Consider the following 24,660-nt stretch of genomic DNA (forward strand, 5'->3'; position numbering starts at 1 on the left):
GAATGGACCGCCCGGCAACATGTTCCGCCATCGGAGCGTGGTCATCCGAGGGGCGGGCCGCGCTGATCTCTCGTTCACGGCAGAATGGTCCGGGTGCAGATCGGGATGCTTGGACCGCTCGAAATCCGACTAGATGACGGCGGATTGATCGAGGTACCGGGCACCCGGTTACGGGCGCTGTTGATCGCCCTTGCGCTCGAACCCGGCCGCGCGGTCCCGAAAGCGACGCTGGTCGACTGGATTTGGGGTGAACAGCCGCCCTCCGATGCGGCGAACGCCCTGCAGGCACTGGTCTCCCGGCTGCGGAGGGTGCTGCCGGACGGGTCGCTGGACGTGCAGGCGGGCGGATACCGGCTCACGGTGGAATCCGACGCTGTCGACGCCGTGCGGTTCGAACAGCTTCTCGACCAGGCCCGCGGCGGTGACCACGTACAACAGGCCGAACTGCTGCGCGAGGCCCTCGGCCTGTGGCGCGGTGCGCTGATGCAGGACATCGGTGTGCAGGACAGTGCGGCCCTCGACGTGGTGATCACCCGCCTCGAGGGGCTGCGCCTGACCGCCATGGAGGATCTGTACGAAGCGGAGATCCGCCTCGGCCGGGGTGCGGAGCTGGTCGCCGAGCTGACCGAGCTGGTGGCCCGGCATCCGGTGCGGGAACGGCTCGTCGCCGCGCTGATGCGGGCATTGGTCGCCGCGGGTCGTGGCGCCGAAGCACTGGTCGTGTACCAACGTGCCAGGGAAGCACTCGCCGACACGCTGGGCGTGGATCCCGCACCGGAACTCTCCGCACTGCACGTTGCGCTGCTGCGCGGCGAAATCGGAGCGCAGGACAACGACCGCAAGACGAACCTGCGGGCCGAGTTGACCAGCTTCGTCGGCAAGAACGGGGACATTGCCGCGGTGCGCGAACTCATTGCGGCACACCGGCTCACCACGGTGACCGGGCCCGGTGGCTCAGGGAAAACCAGGCTGGCCCTGGAAACCGCACGGACCCTGCTCGACGACCTACCGGACGGGGCCTGGCTGGTCGAACTGGCGTCCGTCGGCGCAAGTGGTGACGTGGCACAATCTGCGCTCGCCGCACTCGGGCTCCGGGATGCGCTGCTCGGCGCCGCACCGAATGCGGAACCGATGGACCGGCTCATCGCGGCGCTCCGCGAGCGCGAGACGTTGTTGATCCTGGACAACTGTGAACACGTGATCGACGCCGCGGCGGCATTCGCCCACCGGCTGCTCGGGGAATGCCGGCGGCTGCGGATCCTTGCGACGAGCAGGGAATCGCTCGGCATCACGGGCGAGGCGTTATGGCAGGTCGTGCCGCTGGCGTTGCCCGCGGAGGACGCAGACCCCGGCGAGATCGAGTCCTCCCCGGCCGTTCGGCTGCTGCGGGACCGGGCCGGTGCGGTGCACAAGGATCTCGCGGCCGATGCCCGCACACTGTCGACCATGGCGCGCGTCTGCCGGGCGCTCGACGGGATACCGCTGGCGATCGAACTGGCCGCGGCCAGACTGCGCACCATGTCCCTCGATCAGCTCGCCAACCGCCTCGACGATCGGTTCCGCCTGCTGACCGGCGGCAGCCGTACCGCGATTCCACAGCACCGGACGTTGCGAGCGGTGGTCGACTGGAGCTGGGAGCTGCTCACCGACGCCGAACGGATGGTGCTGCGCAGGCTCGCGGTGTTCTCCGGCGGCGCGAGTTTGGAGGCGGCCGAGCAGGTCTGCGCGGATACGGGGGGCGGACCGGAAGGGCAGGGGACGGGGGGCGGGCCCGAAGGGCAGGGGGGTGGGAAGAACACAGCGGTCGAGCGGTGGGAGGTGCTGGAGCTGCTGACCGCGCTGACCGAGAAATCGCTGCTGCTCACCGTGGAGGACAGTGCTCCTCCCACCGGCTCGCCCGGTGGGCCGCGCTATCGGATGCTCGACACGATCAAGCAGTACGCCCGGGACCGGCTCGTGGAGTCGGGGGAATCGGAGCTTGTACGCCGAGAGCATCTTTCGTACGTCACCGAACTCACCGCGACCGCGGAGCCGCACCTGCGCCGCACCGACCAGCTGGTGTGGCTCGCCACGCTCGAGGCCGAGCACGACAACATCGCCGTCGCGATGCGTGGCGCGCTCGCGGCCGGGGACGCGGTCGGAGCGATGCGGCTCGCGGCGGCAGCGGGCTGGTACTGGTGGCTCAGCGGGCACAAGGCCGAGGGCATGGAGCTGATCACCGCGGCCGCCGACCTGCCCGGCGAGGTGGACGATGAGACCCTGGCCATCGTGTACGGGCTGATCGTGCACTTCATGTCCTCCGGACCGAGTGACGAGCGCCAGATGGACGAATGGATCCACAAGGCATACCGGTTCAGCCGGCGAAGTCGCTCCCGCTACCCGCTGCTGGCGTTCACCGCCGCGCTGGAACATATGTTGCAGGGGCCGGACCAGTATCTGTCCGCGTTCGAACCGCTGCTCACCGACGAAGACCCCTGGGTGCGTGCACTGGCCCGGCTGCTCCTGGGCAGGATGCGGATCGTGCTCGGCCAGGACGGGCGGGAGGCGGACGAGTATCTCGAGACTGCGCTCGCCGAGTTCCGGGCCATCGGCGAGCGCTGGGGGATTTCGTTCGCGCTCACCGAGCTGGCGGATCGAATCGCGGTGCGCGGCGAATTCGCCACTGCCTGCGCGTATTTCGATCAGGCGATCGCGGTGGTCACCGAGGTGGGCACGATCGACGATGTCGTCCGGATGCGCTCGCGGCAGGCGCAGCTGTACTGGCTACTGGGTGATGCGGAGGCGAGCGTGGCGGCCATGGGCGAGGCGCAACGGTGCGCGGATCAGTCCGCCTGGCCGAACACACTGGCCGTTTTGGCCCTGGAGAAGGCGGAGCTGGCCCGTTGGAACGGCGACACCGAGCAGACATACCGGCAGATCGGCGTCGCGACAACCGCGCTGGGCAGCGATGCGGAGCAGGCGCAGATCAGGGCGGTGACACACAACCTGCTGGGCTACCTCGCAGACGGTCTCGACGAAGCCCGCGAGGAATACACAGCGGCCTTCCGGGCGGCGTCCGAGGCCGGATACGCGCCCCTGCTCGCCCAGGTACTCGTCGGGATCGCGGACCTGGCGCTGCGTGCCGACCAAATCGAGCAGGCCGTGCGCCTGCTCGCGGCGAGTGCCGGAGTACGCGGACTGCCCGATCGTTCCCAACCGGATGTGGCTCGCATCGAGCAGACAGCGCGACATCGCCTCGGTGAAGCGCGCTTCACCGAGGCGATGAGGGAGGGTGCGGAGGCGGACTGGCGTGAACTGGTCGCGACTACGCTCGCTTGTTGAACGTGGCACGTGACCACAGGTATCCGACGATGGCGAACCCGGCACACCAGGCGAGCGCCGCGGCCGTGTAGCCGCCTGACGGGTGACCGTTGAGAAATCCACGCAACGCTTCGATGATCGGCGTGAAGGGCTGATACTGCGCGAACTGCCGGACGCCCTGTCCCATCTTGTCGGCCGGCACGACCGCGCTGCTGACAAAGGGCAGCATGATCAGCGGCACCACGCCCATGCCCGCGGATTCCGGAGTTTTCGCGGCCATACCCAACGCGACCGTGAGCCAGGAGGCCGCGAAAGACGTCGCCGCCATGATGCCGATCGCGCCGAGCCAGTCGAATGCGGTCGCGGCCGGCCGGAACCCCAGCGCGAAGGCCACACCGATAACGGCCGCGATGGCTACCGCATTGGTCAGTATGGTGGCCACGACGTGACCGGTCAGTACGGCGCTACGGGAGACATCCATAACCTTGAACCGGTTGATGATGCCCTTCGCCATGTCGGAGCTCACCGATACCGCGGTGCCCGACAACCCGTAGCTGATGGCCAGCAGAATCATGCCCGGTGTCGCGTAATCGATGTAGTGTTCGCCGACATCGAAGGCGCTGCCGAACACGTACACGAAGATCAACATCATCACGACCGGCATCAGAGCCGCGTTGAATACCGTGACCGGCGTCCGGGCGATGTGTTTGAAGTTGCGCCGCAGCATGATCGTCGAATCGGCCAGCGGTGCGAATGTGTTTACCGAAGAAATGGTGCTCATTGTGCGTTGGCCTCCGTGGTCGCGTGACCGGTCAGGGAAAGGAAAACATCATCGAGGTCGGGGGTGTGGACGGAGACCTCCGCGGCCTCGATCGCGATTTCGGCGAGCCGATCCAGCAGGTGGCGCAATGATTTCGTGCCGCCGTCGCCCGGCACCCGCAAGGTCAGAGCCTCGTCGTCCCGGGTAGAGCCGGGCAGGATCCGCGCCGCCGCATCCAGTTCCACGACCGTGGTGAACCGGAGCCGGATGTGGCTGCCCGGTACCCGGCGCTTGAGATCGTCGGGAGTGCCCTCGGCGACTATCCGGCCCTGGTCGAGCACCGCGATCCGGTCGGCCAACTGATCGGCTTCCTCGAGATACTGGGTGGTGAGGAAGATCGTCACACCATCGGCCGTCAAATCCCGCACGATTTCCCACATCGTGCGGCGGCTACGCGGATCCAGCCCCGTTGTCGGCTCGTCCAGGAAGACGATGTCCGGCCTGGTGACCAGCGTCATCGCCAGGTCCAGCTTCCGGCGCATACCGCCGGAATAGGTCGCCGCCCGCTTTCGCGCCGACTCCACCAGATCGAACCGTTCCAGCAGTTCGGTGATCACCCGCTTGCTCTCGCCGCCCCGCAGACGGTGCAGATCCGCCATCAACTGCAGGTTCTCTTCCCCCGTCAGCAGATCATCCACCGCCGCGAACTGACCGGTGACCCCGATCGCCGCGCGCACCGCCTTGGTCTCGGACGCGATATCGTGCCCGGCGACATGCGCCGTGCCGCCATCGGCCTTCAACAGCGTGGTCAGCACGTTCACTGTCGTCGTCTTACCCGCCCCATTCGGACCGAGCAGCGAAAAAATCGTGCCGGCACCGATATTCAAATCAATGCCATCGAGGACGACCTTGTCCCCGTAGGCCTTCCGCAGCCCGGAAGCCGCAATTGCTGAAGTTGTCATGCGACGACTGTCAACGGTCGGCCTGATACTGACCTGACACCGACCTGACACGTCCACTGACGCGGTGTTCGACCTGGTCACCTCGGACAAGCCGACATCGATCCGCGGCCACTACTTACGACCAGTCGAGCCATCCGAGGGTTCGGCCGTTGGGCCGCAGGCGATGTCGAGGAAGGCTTCGCGGAGCAGGGCGGTGATTCGCTCGGGCGGGGCGTCGCGCAGTCCGTCGAGCTGGAGCAAGTGCCGACCGATGACGGTGCCGATGGTGATCGCGCCGATGAGCCCGGCGCGCAGGTCCGCATCGTCGTCGGCCAGATGCTGTGCGGCCTGCCGCTGCCGGGACACCATGGCGAGTTGCACTTCGGCGGCGGCGTCGGGATGGGTGAACATGGACCGGATCGCGGCGAGCGCGTCGGTGGGCTGCTGGGCGAGCTTGGTTTCGAGGGCCGCGAGCAGTTGGCCGGCCGCCTCTTCGGGCGTACCGGTCACGAGGTCTTCCTGTTCGAAACCGGAAGCCTGGGCGAAGAGGTTGTCTTTCGACCCGAAATAGCGCATCACCAGTCCGGGATCGGTCTGCGCCTCGGCGGCGATCGCGCGAATGGTGGCCCGGTCGTAGCCGACCTCCGCGAACAACCGCTGGGCCGCGTCCAGGATCCGGGATTGTGTGCTCTGCCGTTGCTCGGCGCGGCTGAGAGGGCCAGAATTCATGAGCTCAGTCTACGAGCGTTGACCGACGCTGGGCGCCATGCTAGTTTTCGGTCTACAACCGTTGACTGAAAGAAGGTGGCTCATCATGTGGCACACGATTCTGTTATCCGCGCTGGCCGGACTGTTCGGCGTGAATGCGGTACCGCATTTCGTCAAAGGCATGGTCGGCGAACAGTTTCCGAATGTGTGGGGTAACGATCCGCTGCGCAATGCGGTGGCAGGCACATGCGGACTCGCACTCGCGGTCGTCATCGGATACTGGGCCGACCTGCCGTCGCATGTCTACGCGGGAATCGGCGCCGCCCTGGTGGGCGCGCTGCTGATGGCGGTATTCCACGGCCGTGGCGGGGCTTATCGACTCAACTCCACCCTAGGGCTCGCGAACCCATCTCGCAGATAGCTTCGGCGTTATTGTCATACTGTCAATACAGCCTCGGGTCGCCCCGGGGAGCGCTGGATCAACGACGAACCGAGGTAGGGCGTGAGCACACCATCCACCGCCAAGCAGGGCCCGCTCGCGGGCATCAAGGTCATCGAGCTGGCCGGTATCGGCCCCGGTCCGCATGCGGCGCTGCTGCTGGCCGACCTCGGCGCCGATGTGGTGCGGGTACAGCGGCCCAATATGCTGCCCGGCTTCATGGAGCGGCCGCAGTGGCGCGGGCGCACTATCGTCGAGGCGAACCTGAAGGATCCGGCGGATATCGAGAAGGTGCTCACGCTCGCCGAGAAGGCCGATGTGCTGATCGAGGGCTTCCGGCCCGGCGTCACCGAGCGCATGGGCCTCGGCCCGGATGCCGTGCTCGCGCGCAACCCGAAGCTGGTCTACGGCCGGATGACCGGTTGGGGCCAGGACGGCCCGCTGGCCGAACGCGCCGGACACGACATCAACTACATCTCGCTGACCGGCGTGCTGCATGCCATCGGCCGCAAGGGCGAGCGGCCGGTGCCGCCGCTGAATATGGTCGGCGACTTCGGTGGCGGCTCGATGTTCCTGGTATTCGGCATTCTCGCGGCGCTGGTGGAGCGGCAGAGTTCGGGCAAGGGTCAGGTCATCGACTCGGCGATGATCGATGGGGCGCTTGCCCTTTCGCACATGATCTGGGGTATGCGCGGTATGGGCCTGTGGTCGGATGAGCGCGGCACCAACCTGCTCGATACCGGCATGTCGTTCTACGACACCTACGAAACCTCCGACGGCAAGTACATGGCGGTCGGCGCCATCGAACCGCAGTTCTACGCGGAACTGCTGCAGAGCTTGGAGATCGACCCCGAAGGTCTGCCTGCACAGCTCGATCCGAATGGTCAGGATCAGCTGAAGAAGCTGTTCGCGGAGAAGTTCAAGACCAAGACGCGGGACGAGTGGGCCGCGATCTTCGATGGCACCGATGCGTGCACCACACCGGTGCTGACTTTCACTGAGGCAGAACAGAATCCGCACATCGTCGCCCGCACCGGATTGATCGAGATCGACGGTGTCGTCCAGCACGCGCCGGCCCCGCGCTTCTCGCGCACCCCTGCCGGTACGCCCACCCCGCCGCCCAGCGAGGCGACGCCGTTCGAATCCGTCTGGGCGGATTGATAATTCGCTAGTGGCGCGTCCAGTCCGGCTGGGCGAAGTGTGCGATTCGTGCGGCGGCCGGGTCGCGGCCCAGCAGCACAACTTCGCGGAACTGCCAGAGCATGGCACCGGTCGGTGCATGGATGGTCATGTTCTCGGCGAGGCGCATCTGCAGTAGACCGGGGCCTTCGTAGGGCACAGAAGGCGTATCGGACCGCAGATCCTGTTGCCGCACTGCCTCGTTCGGATGCACCCAATGCGGGACATCGTCGGCGGCCAGCCGGGCGAGATCCACTTGATGGACCGAGTGGACCTCGTCCGGACTTGGCCGCAACTCGGACACATCGGCGAGAGCCGCCACGATCGGGGTGATGACGAAACCCGATGCGGCGGGAAAGTCGTCGAGCCTGCCGAGCAGATCGGCCGGGCTCGCGGTCAGTCCGAGTTCCTCGTGCAATTCGCGTATCGCCGCCTGCTCAACGGTTTCCCCGTCGTCGACCCGCCCACCCGGCAGCGCCCATTGCCCGGCATTCCGCCCGCGATACGCGCGTCTGATGACCATCAGCGACGGCGGACCGTCTACTGCCACCACGCACAGCAACACCGCCGCCCGACGAAGACCTGGCGCGTCGGCAACCTCCGTATGCGGAAATCCGCCCAACCGCGCGCCCGCCAATTCACGGAAGCCGTCAACACTATCGGGGACACGCGGTCCCGAAATGAGATCCATACCCTCGATATTGCACTACCCCGTCAGTAACAGGTGAGCGGTTGGAGGGGGTCGGCGGCGCGGGGGGTGAGGGCTTCATAGGCGGTGGCGATGGACTTCACCGCCAAACGGAGTTCGGGTTCGGGGTGGGTGAAGGGCAGGCGGATGAAGCGTTCGAAGGCACCTTGGACACCGAATCTCGGTCCGGCGGCGAGCAATACACCGTGGTTGGGGGCGGTGGCGGCCAGTGCCGTCGAGACCGGAGCCGGTAGCTGCGCCCAGACGGACATGCCGCCGTCGCCGACGATCGTGCGCCAGTCCGGGAGCTCTTCGCCGAGCGTGGCGAGCAGGGCCGCACGCTGGGCGCGGAGTTGGTCACGACGGCGGGTGAGGATGGTGCCGGCATTCTCCAGCAGGTGGATGGTGGCCAACTGATCCATGACGGGCGTGCCGAGGTCGACGGTGGAGCGGATGCCGAGCAGTTTGGTGATCAGCGACTGGTTGGTGCGGATCCAGCCGACGCGCAGACCACCCCAGAAGGATTTCGAGGCCGAGCCGATGGTGATGATCTCGCTGCCCTTGGCAAAGGCCGCGACCGGCGGGGGCGCGGTCCGGTCGGTCAGACTCAGGTCCACCATCGACTCGTCGATCACCACGGTCATCCGGGTCTCGCGGGCGATGGCGGTCAGTTCGGCGCGGCCGTCGGCGTCGAGCAGCAGGCCGGTCGGGTTGTTGAAATCCGGCACCAGGTAGGCCAGGGTGGCCGCGGTTTGCCTTGCGGCACTGCGGATTCCGTCGAGATCCCAGCCGGATTCCGGGGTTTCGGGGCGCAGCGGCACCGGCACCGGGCGGGCACCGACATCGCGGATCGCCTCGATGGCATTCGGATACGTCGGGTGGTCGATGAGCACCCGGGCCGCGGGCGCGGTGAGCACATTGAGCAGCAGGCGCAGGCCGTGCTGGGCACCCAGGGTGACCAGGATCTGGTCCGGCTCGGTGGGCAGGCCGCGTTCGGTATAGCGGCGGGCCAGTGCCTCGCGCAGCGCGAGCACACCGACCGGATCCATACCATGCGTGCCGAGATAGGCCGGAAGGCCTTGCAGCGCAACGGAGTACGCCTCCTGCATCTCCAGGGGCGCGGCCATGGCGGCGTAGGTCATATCGATGGTCGGCAGTTCTGGTTGGGCCATCATCGCCAGGATGCTGCGGGCCGGTTTGGTGCCGTCGTGCTGCACGTCGCGCGGGAGGGCGACGGTACTGCGCGAACCTTGACGGCTGATCAGATAGCCGTGTTCGCGCAGCAGGCTGTAGGTGGAGGTGATGGTCGTGCGACTGACGCCGAGAGTGGTGGCGAGGTCGCGTTCACTGGGCAGTGCGACGCCGAGCGGCGCGCGACCATCATGGATGAGCAGGCGGATGCCTTCGGCGAGAGCCAGATAGGCCGGACGCGTCGACCGGCGCTCCCCCGGTTCGCCGTTCTCGTCCGCACTGCGCCAACTCCCCAGATCGCGGGCAAGGCTGGCGGCACCGATAACTCTCGTCGACATAAAGTCCAGTATTAGCCAAGTGGATATTTAATGGCAAGGCCAGTGCGCGCACGCTGACTTCTATGACCGCCCTCGCCACTCTGCTCGTCATCGCCGCCTTCGCCTATCTCGTCCACCGGTTCGCACCGCGGCGCCCGAGCGAGGTTTTCCGCCTCGAACGGTTCCACGCGCCGGGACCGCTGACCGACTGGTCGCCGTCCTACTACGAAAACCAGCGCCAATACGCGGATCTCGCCGCGATCTACGGCCGCAATGATGTTCCGGATCCGGATGCGTCGGCCCTCGCGCATCCCGAGCGAGCCGTGCAGCACCGGATCTCGAACCCGAGTTGCGGAGCAGTGAAGCCGACCATCGTTGGCATCCAGGCCAGTTTCTGAGAACTGGACTGGTCTGCTCGAAGATGTCGGACCCGGCGTGCACACTGACCGTATGAGTGCTTCCGCTCGCCCGGTCACCGGGTCGGCGCTGTTCGAGACCGCGATCGGCACCTGCGCGATCGCCTGGACCGACGACTTCGTATTCCGATTCGGACTGCCCGAGGCGAGCTCTGCCGCGACGCGGACCCGGATCATGCGTCGCAGCAGCCGAATTCCGGACTCCGAGGAAATTTCGGAGGCGAAACCCACCGGCCCGATCGCCGATGCCGTCGCCCGCATCCAGGCCCACCTCGCCGGGGAACTCGACGATCTGCGCTGGGTTCCCGTGACCACCAATGGAATTCCGGAATTCCACCGCGCCGTCTACGAAGTGACCCGTGCGATCGATCCCGGCCACACCCTCAGCTACGGCCAGGTCGCCGACCGTATCGGCGCGCCCGGCGCGGCCCAAGCCGTCGGACAGGCCCTCGGCCGCAACCCGATCCCCCTGATCATCCCCTGCCATCGAGTCCTGGCCGCCGACCACGCCCTCACCGGCTTCTCCGCCCCCGGCGGCATCACCACCAAACAACGCCTTCTGGAAATCGAACGCACACCCGGCTTCGGCGAACCCACCCTCTTCTAACCAGCCCGAGAGACCATCGATCGGGCATAGTCGGGGCATGAGTGATGACCGACCGGCGCTGGCTGTTGCACTGGATTTGGAGCCGCATCCGGAGGGCGGGTGGTATCGGCAAACCTGGCGTAGTGCGGCGGAATTCAGGCCGGAGGGCTACCCCGGGCCGCGAGCCAGTGGGACCGCGATCTATTTCCTGTTGATGCCTGGTGAGCGGTCAGCGCCGCATACGGTGCGGTCGGATGAGGTGTGGTTGTGGCATCGGGGTGGGGCGCTGGCGCTCGACATCGGGGGCGAGGAGATTATCCTCGGGCCCGATGTCGAGCACGGGCAGGTATTGCAGGCGGTGGTGCCCGGCGGGGTCAGTCAGGCCGCGCGGCCAGTCGGCGCTGAATATGTGCTGGTGAGCTGCATCGTTGCACCGGGATTCGACTTCGCCGACTTCACTCTCGACTGATCAGTCGATTTCCAGCACACCCTCGTCGACGGCCCATTTGATCGTCTTCTCCAGTTGCGCACAGGTTTCCGGACGCCCCGGTCCGTAGCCCTCCGCGCTGAGCCTGGCGAAAACCGGGCAGCGCGCGGCCGGATTCTCGGTCCACTGCACCGAGGTCTGGTGCGACGAACTCTTGCGCACCAGCACCTCGGTCTGGCATGACTGACACCGCAGCGGCGTCAGCCCCTCCTCCAGATAGCGCTGCTTGTCGACCACGGTCTGGGCCTGCACCGCGGCCCGCCGCGCCGGTTGGTCGGCGAAGTCGGGCGCTTTCGCCCAGGTTCCCGCCATCAGACGCCTGCTTCCGCTTCCGTTTCCCGCTTGCGTCGCAGGTTCTCGGCGACCTCGGCCTCCCATGCCTCATTCGCCTTGGTGGTATCCACCTCGAATTCGAAGCGCTGGGTCATCTTGTCGGTCACGTCGGCCAGATCCACATAGAACTGGTCGTACCACCGACGCAGCTGGTAGACGGGGCCGTCCTCCTCGCAGAGCAGCGGATTCTCGACCTTGGACTTGTGCTTCCAGATCTCGACATCCTGCAGGAACCCGACGCTGATGCCTTCGGTCATCTTCGCGGCCAACTTATCGGCCATCTCACCGTCGACGCCCTTCGGCTTCTCCAGCGAGACGCCCCACTGCAGCACGAACGAATCCTGTGTCACCGGGTAGTGGCAGTTGATCAGGACGCTCTTGACCTCGTATCCGCTGTAAATATTGACCAGCGGATTGATCATGTAAGAGGGCCCGAAGTACGACGCCTCGGACTTCAGCAGGGTATCGCCGCCGTACTTGGAGGCCATGCCGATATCGGGACGACCCTTGGTCTCCAGGAACTGGGTGGCGATATGCCCCTCGAAGACGTTCTTGAAGTACGTCGGGAAGGCGAAGTGGATATAGAAGAAGTGGGCCATATCCACCACGTTGTCGATGATCTCGCGGCAGTTCGCGCCTTCGATCAGCAGCGAGTTCCACGTCCATTCGGTCCACCCGCTGTCGAGCTCTTCACTCGGGTTGCCATCCGCGTCGGTGTAGGGCCCGACGATGTGCGGAATGGTGACCTCCGGCGGCGGCTGGCTCCCCTCGTGGTCATGCCAGACGAACAGCTGTCCATTGCGCTCGAGCGTGGTCCACTTGCGGGTCCGCGCCAGCGGCGGCACGCGCCGCGCATAGGGAATCGCGGTGCATTTGCCACTGGTGCCGGACCAGCGCCAGTCGTGGAACGGGCAGGCGATATCGCCGTCCTTGACCTCGCCCATGGTCAGGTCGCCACCCATATGCCTGCAGTAGGCGTCCAGCACCCGGAGTTCGTCATTGCTGTCGACCCAGACGACGAGCTTGGTTCCGAACACCTCGACCGCGTGCGGCTTGCCGTCGCGGAACGTTTTCGCCAAACCGAGGCAATGCCATCCCCGCGCATATCGGGTGGGTGCGGAGCCCACATCGAGCTCGCGGACCTTCGCACCGCTCCCCAGTGGGGTAACTGCCATCGCGATTCCTCCTCCTTCTGTACTAGAACACGTTACAAAAATGTCGCGTTCCACGCCAGCGATTCCGGCGACCACCTGCGAATCGGTGACGAATGCCCCTTATGGTCACCCGTTCTCGACAGAAATAAGAACCTGTTCTAGTCTCAGAGGCAAATGAGTACCGGTTACCAATCCGACCAGGCAGGAGCAGGTCCCGCGATGACGCAAGAAGTGACCGAACGGGTCGAAGCACTGTTGCCGACGCTGCGCGAGCGCGCACAGGAAGCCGAGGACCTGCGGCGCATCCCCGACGAATCGATGAAGGCACTGCAGGAGACCGGCTTCTTCCGCCTGCTGCAGCCCAAGCAGTGGGGTGGCCATGCGGCCGATCCGGTCGTGTTCTACGACACAGTTCGCAAGCTCGCCAGCGCATGCGGCTCCACCGGCTGGGTCGCGGGCATCGTCGGCGTGCACAACTGGCACCTCGCGCTGTTCGCACAGCAGGCGCAGGAGGACGTGTGGGGCGAGGACAACGAGGTCCGGATCTCGTCGTCGTATGCCCCGATGGGCGCGGGCACGGTCGTCGACGGCGGCTATATCGTCAAAGGTGCGTGGGCCTGGTCCTCGGGCTCGGATCACGCCACCTGGGCGGTGCTCGGCGGTCCGGTGATCAAGGACGGCAAGCCGGTCGACTTCGGCAGCTTCCTGATCCCGCGCTCCGACTACCGCATCGATGACGTGTGGAATGTGGTCGGCCTGCGCGGCACCGGCTCCAATACGGTTGTGGTGGAAGACGTTTTCGTGCCGTCGCACCGGTTCCTGAGCTTCCGCGCGATGAGCGAGCTGAATTCCCCCGGCCTGGCGCAGAACACCGATCCGGTGTACAAGATGCCTTGGGGCACAATCCATCCCACTACCATCTCCACGCCGATCGTCGGTATGGCCTATGGCGCGTACGCCGCCCATGTCGAGCATCAGGGCAAGCGGGTGCGGGCGGCCTACGCCGGTGAGAAGGCCAAGGACGATCCGTTCACCAAGGTGCGGGTCGCCGAGGCCTCCAGCGATATCGATGCGGCCTGGCGTCAGCTTTCGGGCAATGTCGCCGACGAATACGCACTGCTGGTGGCGGGCAAGGAGATTCCGTTCGACCTGCGGGTGCGAGCACGCCGCGACCAGGTGCGCGCCACCGGCCGGGCGATTGCCTCGATCGATAAGCTCTTCGAAGCCTCCGGCGCCACCGCACTCGCGAACGGCACTCCGCTGCAACGCTTCTGGCGCGACGCGCACGCTGGTCGGGTGCACGCCGCCAATGATCCCGAGCGCGCCTATGTCATGTACGGCACGCACGAATTCGGGCTTCCGGTTACCGACGGCATGGTCTAGCCGTGACGGCGACAACCGAACTCACCTTCGAATCGACCTCGCGATATGCGCAGGCGCGGCCCGATCTGCGCCTGCACTATCACGAGGCGGGAGTCGGCAACGGCCCGACGATCGTGCTGCTGCACGGCGGCGGGCCCGGCGCCTCATCGTGGTCGAACTTCGCCCGCAATATCCCGGTGCTGGCACGCGAGTTCCACGTGCTCGCCGTGGATCAGCCGGGATTCGGGCTCTCGGACAAGCCGACCGAGCATCCGCAGTACTTCGCGCACAGCGCCTCGGCGCTGAAGGATCTGCTCGATGCGCTGGAGATCAGCGGACGCGTACACCTGCTGGGCAATTCGCTCGGCGGTGGTACCGCGGTGCGCTTCGCGCTGGACTATCCGGATCGGGCGGGCAAGCTGGTGCTGATGGGTCCGGGCGGGTTGAGCGTCAACCTGTTCGCACCCGATCCGACCGAGGGTGTCAAGAACCTCGCGAAGTTCAATTACGAGCCGACCAGGGAAAACCTGGAGGCATTCTTGCGGATCATGGTCTTCGATCAGTCGCTGATCACCGACGAGCTGATCGATGAGCGCTTCGCCTCGGCGAGCACGCCCGAGGCGCTGGCCGCGACCAGGGCGATGGGAAAGTCCTTCGCCGGAGCGGATTTCGAGCAGGGCATGATCTGGCGGGACGCCTATAAGCTGCGCCAGCCGGTGCTGCTCATCTGGGGCCGGGAAGATCGGGTGAATCCACTCGACGGAGCGCTGGTCGCGACGAAGATGATTCCACGGGTGCAGCTGCACGTCTTCGGTGGTTGCGGGCACTGGGCCCAGCTGGAGAAGTTCGACGAATTCAACCGGCTGGCAACGGATTTCCTTGCCGGTATGAAGGAGAAGTGATGGGCATTCGATCACTGGCGTATCTGCGCATCGAGGCCACCGATATGGCGGCCTGGCGCGAATACGGGCTCAAGGTGCTCGGCATGGTCGAGGGCAAGGGCAGCAATCCCGAGGCGCTGTATCTGCGCATGGATGATTTCCCGGCTCGGCTCGTCATCTCGCCGGGCGAGAAGGATCAGCTGCAGGTCTCCGGCTGGGAGACCGCCAATGCCGCCGAGCTACAGGATATTCGGGACCGGCTGGATGCGGCCGGGGTGCCGTTCAAGGAGGGCACCGCACAGGAGAAGGCCGATCGCCGGGTCTACGAGCTGATCTCGTTCGAGGATCCCTCGGGCAATACCCTCGAGGCGTTTCACGGTGCGGCACTGGAACATCGGCGCGTGGTCAGCCCCTACGGACACCGATTCGTCACGGGCGAGCAGGGACTCGGCCATGTGGTGCTCAGCACCAAGGACGATGCGGCGGCGCTGACCTTCTACCGCGATGTGCTCGGCTTCCGGCTGCGCGATTCGATGCGGCTGCCACCGCAGATGGTCGGGCGGCCCGCCGACGGTGAACCGGCCTGGTTGCGCTTCTTCGGCTGCAACCCGCGCCACCACTCGCTGGCCTTCCTGCCCATGCCGACCCCGAGCGGCATCGTGCACCTGATGCTCGAGGTGGAGGGCTCCGACGACGTCGGGCTCTGCCTGGATCGCGCACTGCGCAAGAAGGTGAAGATGTCGGCGACGCTGGGCCGACACGTCAACGACAAGATGCTGTCGTTCTATATGAAGACACCGGGCGGCTTCGACGTCGAATTCGGTTGTGAAGGTTTGGAAGTCGACGACGCCGACTGGATCGCACGGGAATCCACCGCGGTCAGCCTGTGGGGTCACGACTTCACGGTCGGCCAGCGGCAGCAGTAATGTTCGACAGGGCGAGCGGGGAGACGATGACGACCGACGAATATCCGGCGATCGACGGGCGACAGTTCCGAAATGTCCTTGGACAGTTCTGCACCGGCATTACGGTGATCACCACCTTCGATGCCGACGGGGCCCCGATCGGGTTCGCCTGCCAATCCTTCGCCGCCCTGTCCCTGGACCCGCCCCTGGTGCTGTTCTGCCCGACCAAGACCTCCCGGTCCTGGGCGGCCATCGAACAGGCCGGAGGCTTCTGCGTGAATGTCCTTGCCGAGGAGCAGCAGCAACTGTGTGCCCGCTTCGGTTCCCGCGAACCCGATAAGTTCGCCGAAACCAATTGGCACACCTCGGAACTGGAGCTTCCGCTCCTGGACGACGCCTTGGCCACCATCCAGTGCAAGGTGGACAGCGTCGTCGACGGCGGCGATCACTACATCGTGATCGGCCGAGTACTGGCCCTGTCGGAGTCGACCAGCTCCGGCAGGCCGCTGTTGTTCTACCGCGGCCAGTACACCGCCATCGAACCGGATAAGACCGTCCCGGCTCCCTGGCGGCACGACCTGGAGCATTTCCTCACAACGACAACGCTGGACACCTGGCTGTAGAAAATGTGGCCCCGCCCGGAATCACCTGGGCAGGGCCATATTTCACTCCGCAGGACGCGTGCTGCGGAAGGTGAGAGCGACGACGAAGGTCAGCGCGGCGATAACCACGGCACCGGCGAAGGCGGTGGTGATGCCGCTGACCAGGGCGTGGTGTGCCGAACCTCCGGCATCGCGGGCGGCGGTGCCGAAGATGGTGACCAGAATAGCGAGGCCGAGGGAGGCACCGGTCTGCTGCAGGGTCTGCAGTGCGCCGCCCGCGGCACCGGCTTCGGTCGGCGCAACGCTCGACATGATGATCACATTGAGCGGCGAAAAGGCGAGGCCGATACCGCTTCCCATCAGGATCATGGCGATGAACAGCATAGGGAAGTAGGCGGTGTCGACGGTCAGTCGGGTCAGCAGCACCAAACCGGCCGCCATCAGCAGCGTGCCGATTACCGTCACCGGTTTCGGACCGAAGCGCGGCAGCAGCCGCGGAATCAGCCGGATCATGGTGAACATCATCAGCGCGGTCGGCATGAAGGCGAAACCTGTTGCCAGCGCGCTCAATCCGCGCACTTCCTGCAGGTACTGGGTGAGGAAGAAGAACATCGACATACCGGCCATCGGGCCGAGGAACATATTGGCGTAGGCCGCGGCGCGATTGCGATCGGCGAACAGCCGCAGCGGCAGCAGAGGCTGGGCCGTGCGCGCCTCGATGGCCAGGAAGGCGATGACCAGTGCCACGCCGACAGCCAGCCAGATATCGGTTCCCGCATCGCTCCAGCCATGTGATGCGGCGCTGATGAAGCCGTAGACCAGGGCGGCGACGCCCCCCGTCGCGGTTACTGCACCGGGCAGGTCGAGGCGGGCGGGCTGACGTTCGGCAACCGGCAGATAGCGCAGCGCGAGCACGACGACGGCCAGGCCGAAGGGCACATTGATGAACAGCGCCGAGCGCCAACTCAGCCATTCGGTCAGCAGGCCGCCGATGATCAGACCGATCGCAAAACCCGCACTGGACATGCCGGAGAACAGCGCGAGCACCCGCATCCGGGCCTTGGGTTCACTGAATGTGGTGGTCAGCAGCGCGAGGGTGCTGGGACCGGCCATGGCCCCGCCGATGCCCTGCACAACACGGGCGATGAGGAGCCAGGTGGCCGACGGCGCCAGCCCGCCAGCCAGCGAGGCCAGCGTGAACAGTGCCGTACCGGCGATGAACAGGTTGCGACGGCCGAACAGATCACCGGCACGGCCGCCGAGCAGCAGTAGACCGCCGAAGACCAGGGTGTAGGCGTTCATCACCCAGGACAGATTGGTCGCGCTGAAGTGCAGGTCGGTGCGGATGCGCGGCAGCGCCACATTCATCACGGTGATGTCGAGGATGATCATCAATTGGCAGGTCAGCAGCGTGACCAGCACAATGCCGGATCGGAGCCGACCGGCGCTGGAGGTTACGGGCACACGGGTGTCCGCGGACATGGTTGTGGACAAAGAATGCTCCATCGAATGGGACTCAAACGGAGGGAGCCTCCGCTTCCGATAGAGCTATCATATGGAGGGTTCCTCCAGTTACGCAAGCCTATCTGGAGGGTCCTTCCGTTTTCCAGTGGAGGGAATATGGCAGCACCGTCGACGGGACGGCCGATGCGCGCGGACGCCCGGCGCAACTACGAGCGGATCGTGACATCCGCTCAGGAGGCATTCGCCGAACAGGGACCAGACGCCCCACTGGAAGAGATCGCCCGCCGCGCCGGAGTCGGCATCGGCACGCTCTACCGGCACTTTCCGAGCCGCGAGGTGCTGATCGAAGCCGTATACCGTTCCAGCATCGAACAATTGAGCGCCCGCGCTCACGAGTTGCTCGAAACCCATTCGGCCGCTGTGGCTTTCGAGACGTGGCTGCGCGAACAGGTGCAGTGGGTGATGGACAATCGCAGCCTCGCGACCACCATGAAGGCCGGTATGGACAAGGGCTCACCGACCTTCACCCTGTGTCGAACGATGATCACCGATGCGGCGGCCGCGCTACTGAACGCGGCACAGGATTCCGGCGATATCCGTCGCGATATCGAGCCGCGCGACCTGCTCAGGTTCGGTCACGGGATCGGGGTCGCCTGCGAAACGGTCCCCGAGGCCGCCGGTCGCATGCTCGATGTGACGCTGGACGGTATGCGCGCGCCGAACTGAGCAGGTGGTGGAAAGCCGAGGTGTCGATCCCCATCCCATTCGCATGGGACCAGCCGTTTTCAAGACGGTGACGGACGCCGGTCCGCATGACTTTCCAGGGTGAGCACCGGGTGCTCGATGTGCGCGTAGCAGGATTCGAACCTGCACTGACCAACTTTTGAAAATGGTGCCTCTGCCGCTTGGGCTATACGCGCGGCACGGAAAGACGAGGGCACGATCCCCAAGGTTTAGGCCTCGATTCGCTTAGCAAGCGATCCCAGACACCCGTCTGGTTGACTTTCCCGATAGTGCGCCCGGTAGGGATCGAACCCACGACTTCCGACTTAAAAGGGCGGAGCTCTACCAACTGAGCTACAGGCGCATCGCGACCCCGACTGGAATCGAACCCGCGTCGCTCTGATCGACAATCAGAGTGCTCAACCAACAGAGCACGAGGCCATGGATACCCGTTGAGAGAATCGAACTCCCATCTCCTCCGTATCAGAGAGGCGCTCTTTACCGTTGAGCTAAACGGGTGTGACGCAGATCGGAATCGAACCGACGTGGTCCCTGAATGAAAGTCAGGTTGCCCATACCAACAGAGCAACTGCGCCGGAAATGAAGAAGGGCCGCTCCCCGGCATTTGCCTGGTGCGACCCTGTGACACAAGAGATCTATGTCATGGACCGCAGCCAGTATCGGCCGAAATACTCTGGGGCAGAGCACTTTCCAAGGCAGCATCGAACAAGCGCGCACGCCCCTCGGATTTCGCCTTGATGGTCATTGCCGGGCCCTTCCTTTGAACTTCGGTGTATCCAAGGTAAGCACGCCCCCGCACGATCGCAACCGAATTAAATCGGCAACTTACGCCCAAATCGGCTGTCGCACACTGCATAGTCACCTCGCATAGGTTGCACCATTTGCGAGCCGACCACTGGATTTGCGAGCGCTACTCAGGTCTCCGACAGCGCACACGGTGAGCTACCCGAGCGATGTACAGGTGGCGGAATCCGGCAATTCCTCTGCGAGGAAGACGGTTTGGGCCATCATTTTGAAGCCGGACATCTGTTCGCGGAAGACCTCGATGGACTCCTCCGGATGGACCGAGTCGATGACGGCGTGGGGGCCGATGGCATTGAACTGATGGCTCACGCCGCGGGGGATCTGCATATCGACGAAGGAGCAGGGCGGGACGATCAGGTTGTACCTGGTGCGATGCAGGCCAGGTGGGGTGTCGGGTAGGTCGTCCTCGAATTGGTTGGGTGCGAAGGGCGTAACGCCTTCGACGTCGGTTACGCGGAACGGCGAGAGGCTGCTCACCCGGATGTGCGTGTCCGGACCGGTCATCATGCGGACGAAGCGCAGGCCGGTGTGCAGATGCATGCGCGAGCAGATGCCGCGTTCCTCGGCATTGTAGAAATCCATGATGTAGCGGTCGGCGAAGAAGCCGTCGAAGGGCGACTCGATCATGTAGACGTCGCCCTCTTCGAAGGTCTGTGAGCGGATGATGCCATCCGCGTCGGGGACGGTCGCGGCACGACTTGCCTTCGCATTCCGGACTATCTGAGCGAACGCCTGGACGACCACCGCGGCGACCTCGGGCGGGAATTGTGCTACGGGCGTAACGACATTGCGTCCAGCGTCGACGAATTCGGCCAGGTTGTGGATCTCGTTCTCATCGTCCGCGTGGTGCTTTATTCGGGGATCGGACATTCGGCTCCTACTTCAACATACGAATGCGACTCACGGCTGCGCCTCCTGACGCTCGCCTCCGCCGTGCGCCGCGGTCGCGCTGTGTCCTTGGTTCACTCGCTGACGCTCGCTCACGGCCCGACTTCGAAGGACCGCAACCACAGCTCCAACGACAGCACCAGCCACAACTTGCCGCCCTGCCGCGGCAGCAGCGCACCGTCGCCGCGCAGCCACGAGCGGATGGTGTCCGCACGGAACAGGCCGCGCGCCCGGGCGGACGAACCGAGCAGCAGGTCGTGTCCGAGTTCGCGCAGCGGCCCGGAGAGCCACTGCTGCACCGGAACTCGCATACCGCTCTTCGGGCGGTCCACGATGGTCGCCGGAAGTAGGTCGCGCACGGCCTGTTTGAGAATCCACTTTTCGCTGGTACCGGCCAGTTTGAACCGGCCTGGGACGCGGAAGGCGTGGTCGATGACGGCGCGGTCGAACAACGGCGCTCGGCCCTCCAAACCGCTTGCGGCGGTGAGTCGTTCGACCTTGGTGAGAATGTGATGTGCGCCTTTGGTGCGCAGGTTGGTGTGCAGCAGTTGGTTCAGCAGGCTGGTCATCCGGCCTTGGCTCAGGTAGGGCGAGAGCAGATCGGTGAGTGGCGGTGCGTCTGCCAATGCGGTCAGGACGTCGGGGCTGAGCAACACCGGCAGGTCGCTGTAGCACTTGCGGTAGCTGTCCAGATAGGCCAGCGCCCTGGCGTCCGGAGACGGGTCGTCGCGAGATAATTCGAAGATCAGCATCGGCAGATTCTTGGGGCCGCCGAAGACCGGATCGCCGCCCTCACCGTTGAGCACAACCCGAATACCTTCTGCGGCAACAGCTTCCGCGAGCAGCAGGTTGGGTACGGTGAGTGGGTCGCCGACCGGGCAGTCGAGTAGCGACACAGTCTCCGCCAATCGCGATGCGACCGTTTCACCTGGCACGGTGAGCACTCGATGGTCGGTATTGCAATGTGTGGCAACGAGTCCGGAGTACGCGAGTTCGTTCGGCGTGGTCCCGCCGAAACTGATGGAATACGAGCGCACACGCTGATCGTGCAGCTTGGCGGCGAGGGCGGTGACCAGACTGCTGTCGATGCCGCCGGAGAGCAGGACACCGACCGGCTCGCCCGCGGGCAGTCGTCGAGCGACCGCGTCCTGGAGCAGTTCGCGGAGTTCGAGTGCGTGCTCGGCGGCTGTTCGGTTGTCCTCGACTTCGATCGGCTCCCAGTAGGTTTCCTCGGTCATCGTGCCGTCGCCCTGCAGGCGTACGCAGCGTCCAGGCAGGACCTCATGGATGCCGCGCAACAGGGTTTCGGTTCCCGGCAGGTAGGCGAAGGTGAGGAAGGAACGCACCGCGGGCAGATGCAGACCGGTCCGCAGGGTGGGGCATCGGCGCAATGCGCGTAGCGATGTGGATGCGGCCCAGCCTTTGCCTGCGCGTGCGTGGAATAACGTGCGGGTGCCGACGTGATCGCGGATCAGTACCAGATCGCCGCGGTCGACGATGGCGAGTGCGAACATGCCGTCGGCGGCGGCGATTCCGTCGAGCCCGAAACGGGCGTAGCAGTGCAACAGCAGTTCACCGTCAGGGCAGTCCGGCGGTGCGTCCGTGCCGAGTCGGGCGCGCAGCTGTGCCGCATTGAACAGCGTGACCTCACCTATGGCAGTCAGCTCACCAACAGTGAAAGGACCTTCCGCAATGCCCGGACCATCGAGTAACCCCAGCGCATAACGGCCGGTCACCGACACCGGATGGCCGCCGACCGCCCGCACCTGCCCGGCCGGATCGTCCGGCGTCGAGAATGCACACCAACGAGACATCTTTTCCCTCAGCCGAAATCGCCGCCGTCGTCCCCGCCGTCATCGTCCCAACCGCCATAATCGCCGCCCCGGTCGCTGGAACGGGACGACTGCGCGGCCGCCTGGCGGCGCAACTCCTCCTCTTCCGCGGCACTCAGCGCACTCGGCGGCATGACCAGCGCGCCGAGCAGCGCACCGCCCGCCACCGCAGCCAGAATGCCGCCGAGCCGGCCACTGAACGAGGACCGATTGACGGTCAACGCTCCGTCACCCCAGAGCGTCCGCCCGAACCCCGCTTCCCTGCCGTAAACCACGGATCCGTTGTGGTACATGCGCTTCACGATCTTCGGCCCGAGCCCCTCATCGGTCCCCGAGTTACCCCGATCATCGCGCCAGGAGACCACCCCCTGTGCCCCACGCGTCCGCCACTCCTGACGCCCATCGGCATACCGCCGATGCACAGACCCGTCAGCAAGCAACTCATCGGTATACGTAATCTGCCGATGCTCCGGCACAGCAATTCCCTTTCATGCGGCGGGCCAAGTCATGAAGCCCGTCGTTCGGGCGCGGCGCAGTTCGGGCAGGCCGGTGCGGGGTGGGCGAACCTCGCGGACGAGGCGGTGCACGGTGCGCAGTAGCGATGCCGGGCGCACCGCTTCGATTTCGACGAACCTGCCACGCCGTAGCCATGCGCGCTCCCATGAGTCCAACTGTGCTGCCTCAGCGCGCGGCACGTCGCGCGCACGCGAATCCACGTGCGTCGCCCGAGCACTCGAGGCCGAGTCGGGGCGCAGAACTTGGCGCTCGCTCGATTGGACCTGCGCCGTTTCAGCACTCGACGCTGAGCGGTGAGACGCTTCGCGCTCCCGCGGATCAACCTGCGCGGCAACGGCACTCAGCATCGGGCTGCGGAGGTGGGTAAGGTGCAGGGTGCCAGCTTGACGGGGGCGCAGGCCCAAAGGGAGTACTCGTACGCCCTCCGGAATCTCGGTCAGGTCTGCCAGCCGGGCTGGGAAGGTGAGGCCGTGGGGGCTTGCGTCGTGCAGGAGGTAGATGGTGCCGTCGACTCGGGCGAGCATTTCGGCGATGCCGGGGTCGAGCGGGAGTTCGGATGCGCTGAGGATCGGGCAGGCGGATTCCATGGGTAATCCGTTGGCGCGCAGCATTTGTGCGATTGAGTCGGACTCGCAGACGAGTAGGCGGGGTAGGCCGTAGTCGAAGAGGTCGGGTTCGGGGGTGTGGAGTCCGGCGCGGGTGGTTCGGGGTGAGGTGGGGGTCAGTAGGCCCGGAAACTCTTGGCGGTCGAGAGCGGTGCGGAATGTGGCGTAGCTCAGTGGCGCGGGGACCGTGAGGGCGAACCGGCGCGGCGCTCGATGCGTTGGTGTGAGTACGCGGCAGACCTCGTAATAGAGCTGACGCTCGGTGAATCGGATTCCGATCGGGGCGGCGGCGCGGTCGGCCGCGATGCGGAGCAGCCGATCGAGCATGTGCTGCTTCACCCGGTCGGCCACGTGAGGAAACCTACCTCGCGGGCGCGGCGGCGATCCGGATCGGCCGCATCCTCGATCCGCCCGACCGCTCGTTCGAGCACCATGAGCAGCTTCGCGGGTGGAATCGCGGCGATCGGGGACCACCAACCCGCGGCGAGCCATTCGATCTCCGCCGCCGATAACGGTTCACCATGCAGAAATGCGGTGTCCTGCGGCTTTGGCTCCTGCAACCGCAGCGCCGACGTATTGGCCAGTACCGTACGCGGGGACAGGCCGACCACCACGGCCCGGTTCCCGAGTGCGACGCGAGCCTTCCCAGCCAGCGCAATGCCGGGCAGGCTGGCATCGTGCAGCACGATCACCGGCACATCCAGCGGCAGTTGATCGATGCGGTCGGCCAGCGCCATGGCCCAGGTCTGCGACACATTGTTGGCCGCAAGGCAGGCGAGCACGCTGCGATCCGGGCACAACACCGCGAATCGAGGCCGGTCCACGGCCGGTGGCCGCACCAGCCCCTCGTCGACCGAGCCGGGCGGCGGGCCACCGTAAATCGGCGTCCACCGACCGACCACATCCCGGCGGAAGATGTCGTACGACACCGGCATTCGCACTGTGGCCCGGCTCAGGAACCACGGCCGCGCCGCGCCGATTCCGACGATGGCCAGCGCCAAAACCAGCGCGCCGAGCGGGAACACCACACCCGGCGGCGCCGCGCCGCTCACCATCAGGAAAAAGGCGACCACCACGATGGCCACCCCGAGTCCGATACGCACCCGCTTGAATACGCGCGCCGCATCCGGAACCTTCTTGCGTCCGGCCGCATACCAGAGCTGCACCAGCGTGTACCGCAGTCCGCGCCCGTCACCGAGCCGCTCGGCGAGCTTGCGGATCCGGATATCGTGCAGCCCGAGCGGACTTTCCTTCGGTTCGAGCGCGAATTCCCGCTTGCACGTCGAACAGCGCCGACCGCCGCGCTTCTTGCGCAGCAGGTTGGCATTGCAATGCGGACAGATCACGGTTCATGATCGCTGATTCCCCCACCCGTCCGCGACCCCCGAATTCGAATGTTCACCTGCCGCATATCCAGTGGTACCTCGCACAAGCCTGCGTGGGGCACGCACCGGATTTGCGACATCGCGCTCGCCGCCATACTGAACATTTGGTGACGATGTTCACTGTCGACGGCGCTGAACCCGTCGAGCGGCCCCATAACCGCGAAAGGGCCGCG

The 24,660-nt window shown here is 65.6% G+C and carries 24 protein-coding genes and 6 tRNA genes; 11 read left to right on the forward strand and 19 right to left on the reverse strand.

What is annotated here, in order from left to right; all coding sequences use genetic code 11:
• Window positions 1-84: 84 nt before the first annotated feature.
• Window positions 85-3,321: a BTAD domain-containing putative transcriptional regulator gene (locus OIE68_RS29315; RefSeq protein ID WP_327094279.1), complete on the forward strand. Its 3,237-nt coding sequence runs from the start codon at window positions 85-87 to the stop codon at window positions 3,319-3,321.
• Here the strand turns inward: OIE68_RS29315 and OIE68_RS29320 are convergent.
• The 3 genes from OIE68_RS29320 to OIE68_RS29330 all read right to left on the reverse strand — a co-directional run bounded on the left by OIE68_RS29320 (window position 3,305) and on the right by OIE68_RS29330 (window position 5,730).
• Window positions 3,305-4,081 (reverse strand): ABC transporter permease, encoded by a 777-nt coding sequence (locus OIE68_RS29320; RefSeq protein WP_327094280.1) that lies wholly within the window; start codon window positions 4,079-4,081, stop codon window positions 3,305-3,307. The genes OIE68_RS29315 and OIE68_RS29320 overlap by 17 nt on opposite strands.
• Window positions 4,078-5,022, reverse strand: coding sequence for an ATP-binding cassette domain-containing protein (locus OIE68_RS29325; RefSeq protein WP_327094281.1), 945 nt, complete (start codon window positions 5,020-5,022; stop codon window positions 4,078-4,080). The genes OIE68_RS29320 and OIE68_RS29325 overlap by 4 nt, the downstream gene beginning before the upstream one ends.
• A gap of 111 nt (window positions 5,023-5,133) precedes the next feature.
• Window positions 5,134-5,730 carry a TetR/AcrR family transcriptional regulator gene (locus OIE68_RS29330; protein ID WP_327094282.1) on the reverse strand — a complete coding sequence of 199 codons (597 nt, stop codon included), beginning with the start codon at window positions 5,728-5,730 and terminating at the stop codon, window positions 5,134-5,136.
• A gap of 85 nt (window positions 5,731-5,815) precedes the next feature.
• Between OIE68_RS29330 and OIE68_RS29335 the strand changes: the two genes are divergently transcribed.
• Together OIE68_RS29335 and OIE68_RS29340 are read left to right on the forward strand one after the other, a co-directional pair.
• Window positions 5,816-6,130: a hypothetical protein gene (locus OIE68_RS29335; protein ID WP_327094283.1), complete on the forward strand. Its 315-nt coding sequence runs from the start codon at window positions 5,816-5,818 to the stop codon at window positions 6,128-6,130.
• Window positions 6,131-6,211: 81 nt separating this feature from the next.
• A complete protein-coding gene (locus OIE68_RS29340; protein WP_327094284.1) occupies window positions 6,212-7,309 on the forward strand; it encodes a CaiB/BaiF CoA-transferase family protein in 1,098 nt (365 codons plus the stop codon).
• Window positions 7,310-7,316: 7 nt separating this feature from the next.
• Here OIE68_RS29340 and OIE68_RS29345 read toward each other — a convergent pair whose 3' ends face one another.
• Window positions 7,317-8,018, reverse strand: a complete 702-nt coding sequence (locus OIE68_RS29345) for a CoA pyrophosphatase (protein ID WP_327094285.1) — start codon at window positions 8,016-8,018, stop codon at window positions 7,317-7,319.
• Window positions 8,019-8,041: 23 nt separating this feature from the next.
• Entirely contained in the window at window positions 8,042-9,544 is a 1,503-nt protein-coding gene (locus OIE68_RS29350) for a PLP-dependent aminotransferase family protein (RefSeq protein WP_327094286.1), read from the reverse strand.
• A gap of 62 nt (window positions 9,545-9,606) precedes the next feature.
• Here OIE68_RS29350 and OIE68_RS29355 point away from each other — a divergent pair, with 62 nt between their 5' ends.
• The 3 genes from OIE68_RS29355 to OIE68_RS29365 are packed head-to-tail and all read left to right on the forward strand — an operon-like array spanning window position 9,607 to window position 10,994.
• Entirely contained in the window at window positions 9,607-9,921 is a 315-nt protein-coding gene (locus tag OIE68_RS29355; RefSeq protein ID WP_327094287.1) for a hypothetical protein, read from the forward strand.
• Window positions 9,922-9,973: 52 nt separating this feature from the next.
• On the forward strand, window positions 9,974-10,546 hold the full coding sequence (locus OIE68_RS29360; RefSeq protein ID WP_327094288.1) for a methylated-DNA--[protein]-cysteine S-methyltransferase: 573 nt from the start codon (window positions 9,974-9,976) through the stop codon (window positions 10,544-10,546).
• A gap of 37 nt (window positions 10,547-10,583) precedes the next feature.
• Complete coding sequence (locus OIE68_RS29365; protein WP_327094289.1) at window positions 10,584-10,994, forward strand: cupin domain-containing protein; 411 nt, start codon at window positions 10,584-10,586, stop codon at window positions 10,992-10,994.
• On the opposite strand, the gene OIE68_RS29370 is transcribed toward OIE68_RS29365, so the two are convergent.
• Both OIE68_RS29370 and OIE68_RS29375 read right to left on the reverse strand, forming a co-directional pair.
• On the reverse strand, window positions 10,995-11,324 hold the full coding sequence (locus OIE68_RS29370) for a hypothetical protein (protein ID WP_327094290.1): 330 nt from the start codon (window positions 11,322-11,324) through the stop codon (window positions 10,995-10,997).
• Entirely contained in the window at window positions 11,324-12,520 is a 1,197-nt protein-coding gene (locus OIE68_RS29375) for a Rieske 2Fe-2S domain-containing protein (RefSeq protein ID WP_327094291.1), read from the reverse strand. Before OIE68_RS29375 ends, OIE68_RS29370 begins: the two co-directional genes overlap by 1 nt.
• 198 nt (window positions 12,521-12,718) lie before the next feature.
• Here OIE68_RS29375 and hsaA point away from each other — a divergent pair, with 198 nt between their 5' ends.
• Genes hsaA through hsaB form a run of 4 tightly spaced genes read left to right on the forward strand, consistent with a single transcriptional unit; the run spans window position 12,719 to window position 16,270 of the window.
• A complete protein-coding gene (gene hsaA, locus OIE68_RS29380; RefSeq protein ID WP_327094292.1) occupies window positions 12,719-13,882 on the forward strand; it encodes a 3-hydroxy-9,10-secoandrosta-1,3,5(10)-triene-9,17-dione monooxygenase oxygenase subunit in 1,164 nt (387 codons plus the stop codon).
• 2 nt (window positions 13,883-13,884) lie between these two features.
• Window positions 13,885-14,763, forward strand: coding sequence for a 4,5:9,10-diseco-3-hydroxy-5,9,17-trioxoandrosta-1(10),2-diene-4-oate hydrolase (gene hsaD, locus OIE68_RS29385; RefSeq protein WP_327094293.1), 879 nt, complete (start codon window positions 13,885-13,887; stop codon window positions 14,761-14,763).
• Window positions 14,763-15,668, forward strand: coding sequence for an iron-dependent extradiol dioxygenase HsaC (hsaC, locus tag OIE68_RS29390; RefSeq protein ID WP_327094294.1), 906 nt, complete (start codon window positions 14,763-14,765; stop codon window positions 15,666-15,668). The genes hsaD and hsaC overlap by 1 nt, the downstream gene beginning before the upstream one ends.
• A gap of 26 nt (window positions 15,669-15,694) precedes the next feature.
• The gene (hsaB, locus tag OIE68_RS29395; RefSeq protein WP_327094295.1) at window positions 15,695-16,270 is read left to right on the forward strand and encodes a 3-hydroxy-9,10-secoandrosta-1,3,5(10)-triene-9,17-dione monooxygenase reductase subunit; all 576 of its coding nucleotides are present in this window, start codon (window positions 15,695-15,697) and stop codon (window positions 16,268-16,270) included.
• A 42-nt stretch (window positions 16,271-16,312) separates the two neighbouring features.
• Here hsaB and OIE68_RS29400 read toward each other — a convergent pair whose 3' ends face one another.
• Window positions 16,313-17,743, reverse strand: coding sequence for an MFS transporter (locus OIE68_RS29400; protein ID WP_327094296.1), 1,431 nt, complete (start codon window positions 17,741-17,743; stop codon window positions 16,313-16,315).
• Window positions 17,744-17,869: 126 nt separating this feature from the next.
• Between OIE68_RS29400 and OIE68_RS29405 the strand changes: the two genes are divergently transcribed.
• Window positions 17,870-18,439 (forward strand): helix-turn-helix domain-containing protein, encoded by a 570-nt coding sequence (locus tag OIE68_RS29405; protein ID WP_327094297.1) that lies wholly within the window; start codon window positions 17,870-17,872, stop codon window positions 18,437-18,439.
• A gap of 5 nt (window positions 18,440-18,444) precedes the next feature.
• Here OIE68_RS29405 and OIE68_RS29410 read toward each other — a convergent pair.
• The 11 genes from OIE68_RS29410 to OIE68_RS29460 all read right to left on the reverse strand — a co-directional run bounded on the left by OIE68_RS29410 (window position 18,445) and on the right by OIE68_RS29460 (window position 24,448).
• Window positions 18,445-18,535 (reverse strand) — tRNA-OTHER (locus tag OIE68_RS29410).
• A 24-nt stretch (window positions 18,536-18,559) separates the two neighbouring features.
• Window positions 18,560-18,633 (reverse strand) — tRNA-Leu (locus tag OIE68_RS29415).
• 94 nt (window positions 18,634-18,727) lie between these two features.
• A tRNA-Lys gene (locus tag OIE68_RS29420) sits at window positions 18,728-18,800 on the reverse strand.
• A gap of 4 nt (window positions 18,801-18,804) precedes the next feature.
• Window positions 18,805-18,877 (reverse strand) — tRNA-Asp (locus OIE68_RS29425).
• A 5-nt stretch (window positions 18,878-18,882) separates the two neighbouring features.
• Window positions 18,883-18,955, reverse strand: a tRNA-Ile gene (locus OIE68_RS29430).
• Between the two features lies 1 nt (window position 18,956).
• A tRNA-Glu gene (locus OIE68_RS29435) sits at window positions 18,957-19,032 on the reverse strand.
• Between the two features lie 367 nt (window positions 19,033-19,399).
• Window positions 19,400-20,131 (reverse strand): hypothetical protein, encoded by a 732-nt coding sequence (locus tag OIE68_RS29440; RefSeq protein ID WP_327094298.1) that lies wholly within the window; start codon window positions 20,129-20,131, stop codon window positions 19,400-19,402.
• Between the two features lie 110 nt (window positions 20,132-20,241).
• The gene (locus tag OIE68_RS29445; RefSeq protein WP_327094299.1) at window positions 20,242-21,963 is read right to left on the reverse strand and encodes an asparagine synthetase B family protein; all 1,722 of its coding nucleotides are present in this window, start codon (window positions 21,961-21,963) and stop codon (window positions 20,242-20,244) included.
• 8 nt (window positions 21,964-21,971) lie between these two features.
• Window positions 21,972-22,457 (reverse strand): hypothetical protein, encoded by a 486-nt coding sequence (locus OIE68_RS29450; protein WP_327094300.1) that lies wholly within the window; start codon window positions 22,455-22,457, stop codon window positions 21,972-21,974.
• A 12-nt stretch (window positions 22,458-22,469) separates the two neighbouring features.
• Complete coding sequence (locus tag OIE68_RS29455; RefSeq protein ID WP_327094301.1) at window positions 22,470-23,453, reverse strand: hypothetical protein; 984 nt, start codon at window positions 23,451-23,453, stop codon at window positions 22,470-22,472.
• Entirely contained in the window at window positions 23,438-24,448 is a 1,011-nt protein-coding gene (locus OIE68_RS29460) for a hypothetical protein (RefSeq protein ID WP_327094302.1), read from the reverse strand. The genes OIE68_RS29455 and OIE68_RS29460 overlap by 16 nt, the downstream gene beginning before the upstream one ends.
• Window positions 24,449-24,660: the final 212 nt, after the last annotated feature.

The organism is Nocardia vinacea (genome assembly GCF_035920345.1).
Taxonomy (GTDB): Bacteria; Actinomycetota; Actinomycetes; order Mycobacteriales; family Mycobacteriaceae; genus Nocardia; species Nocardia vinacea_A.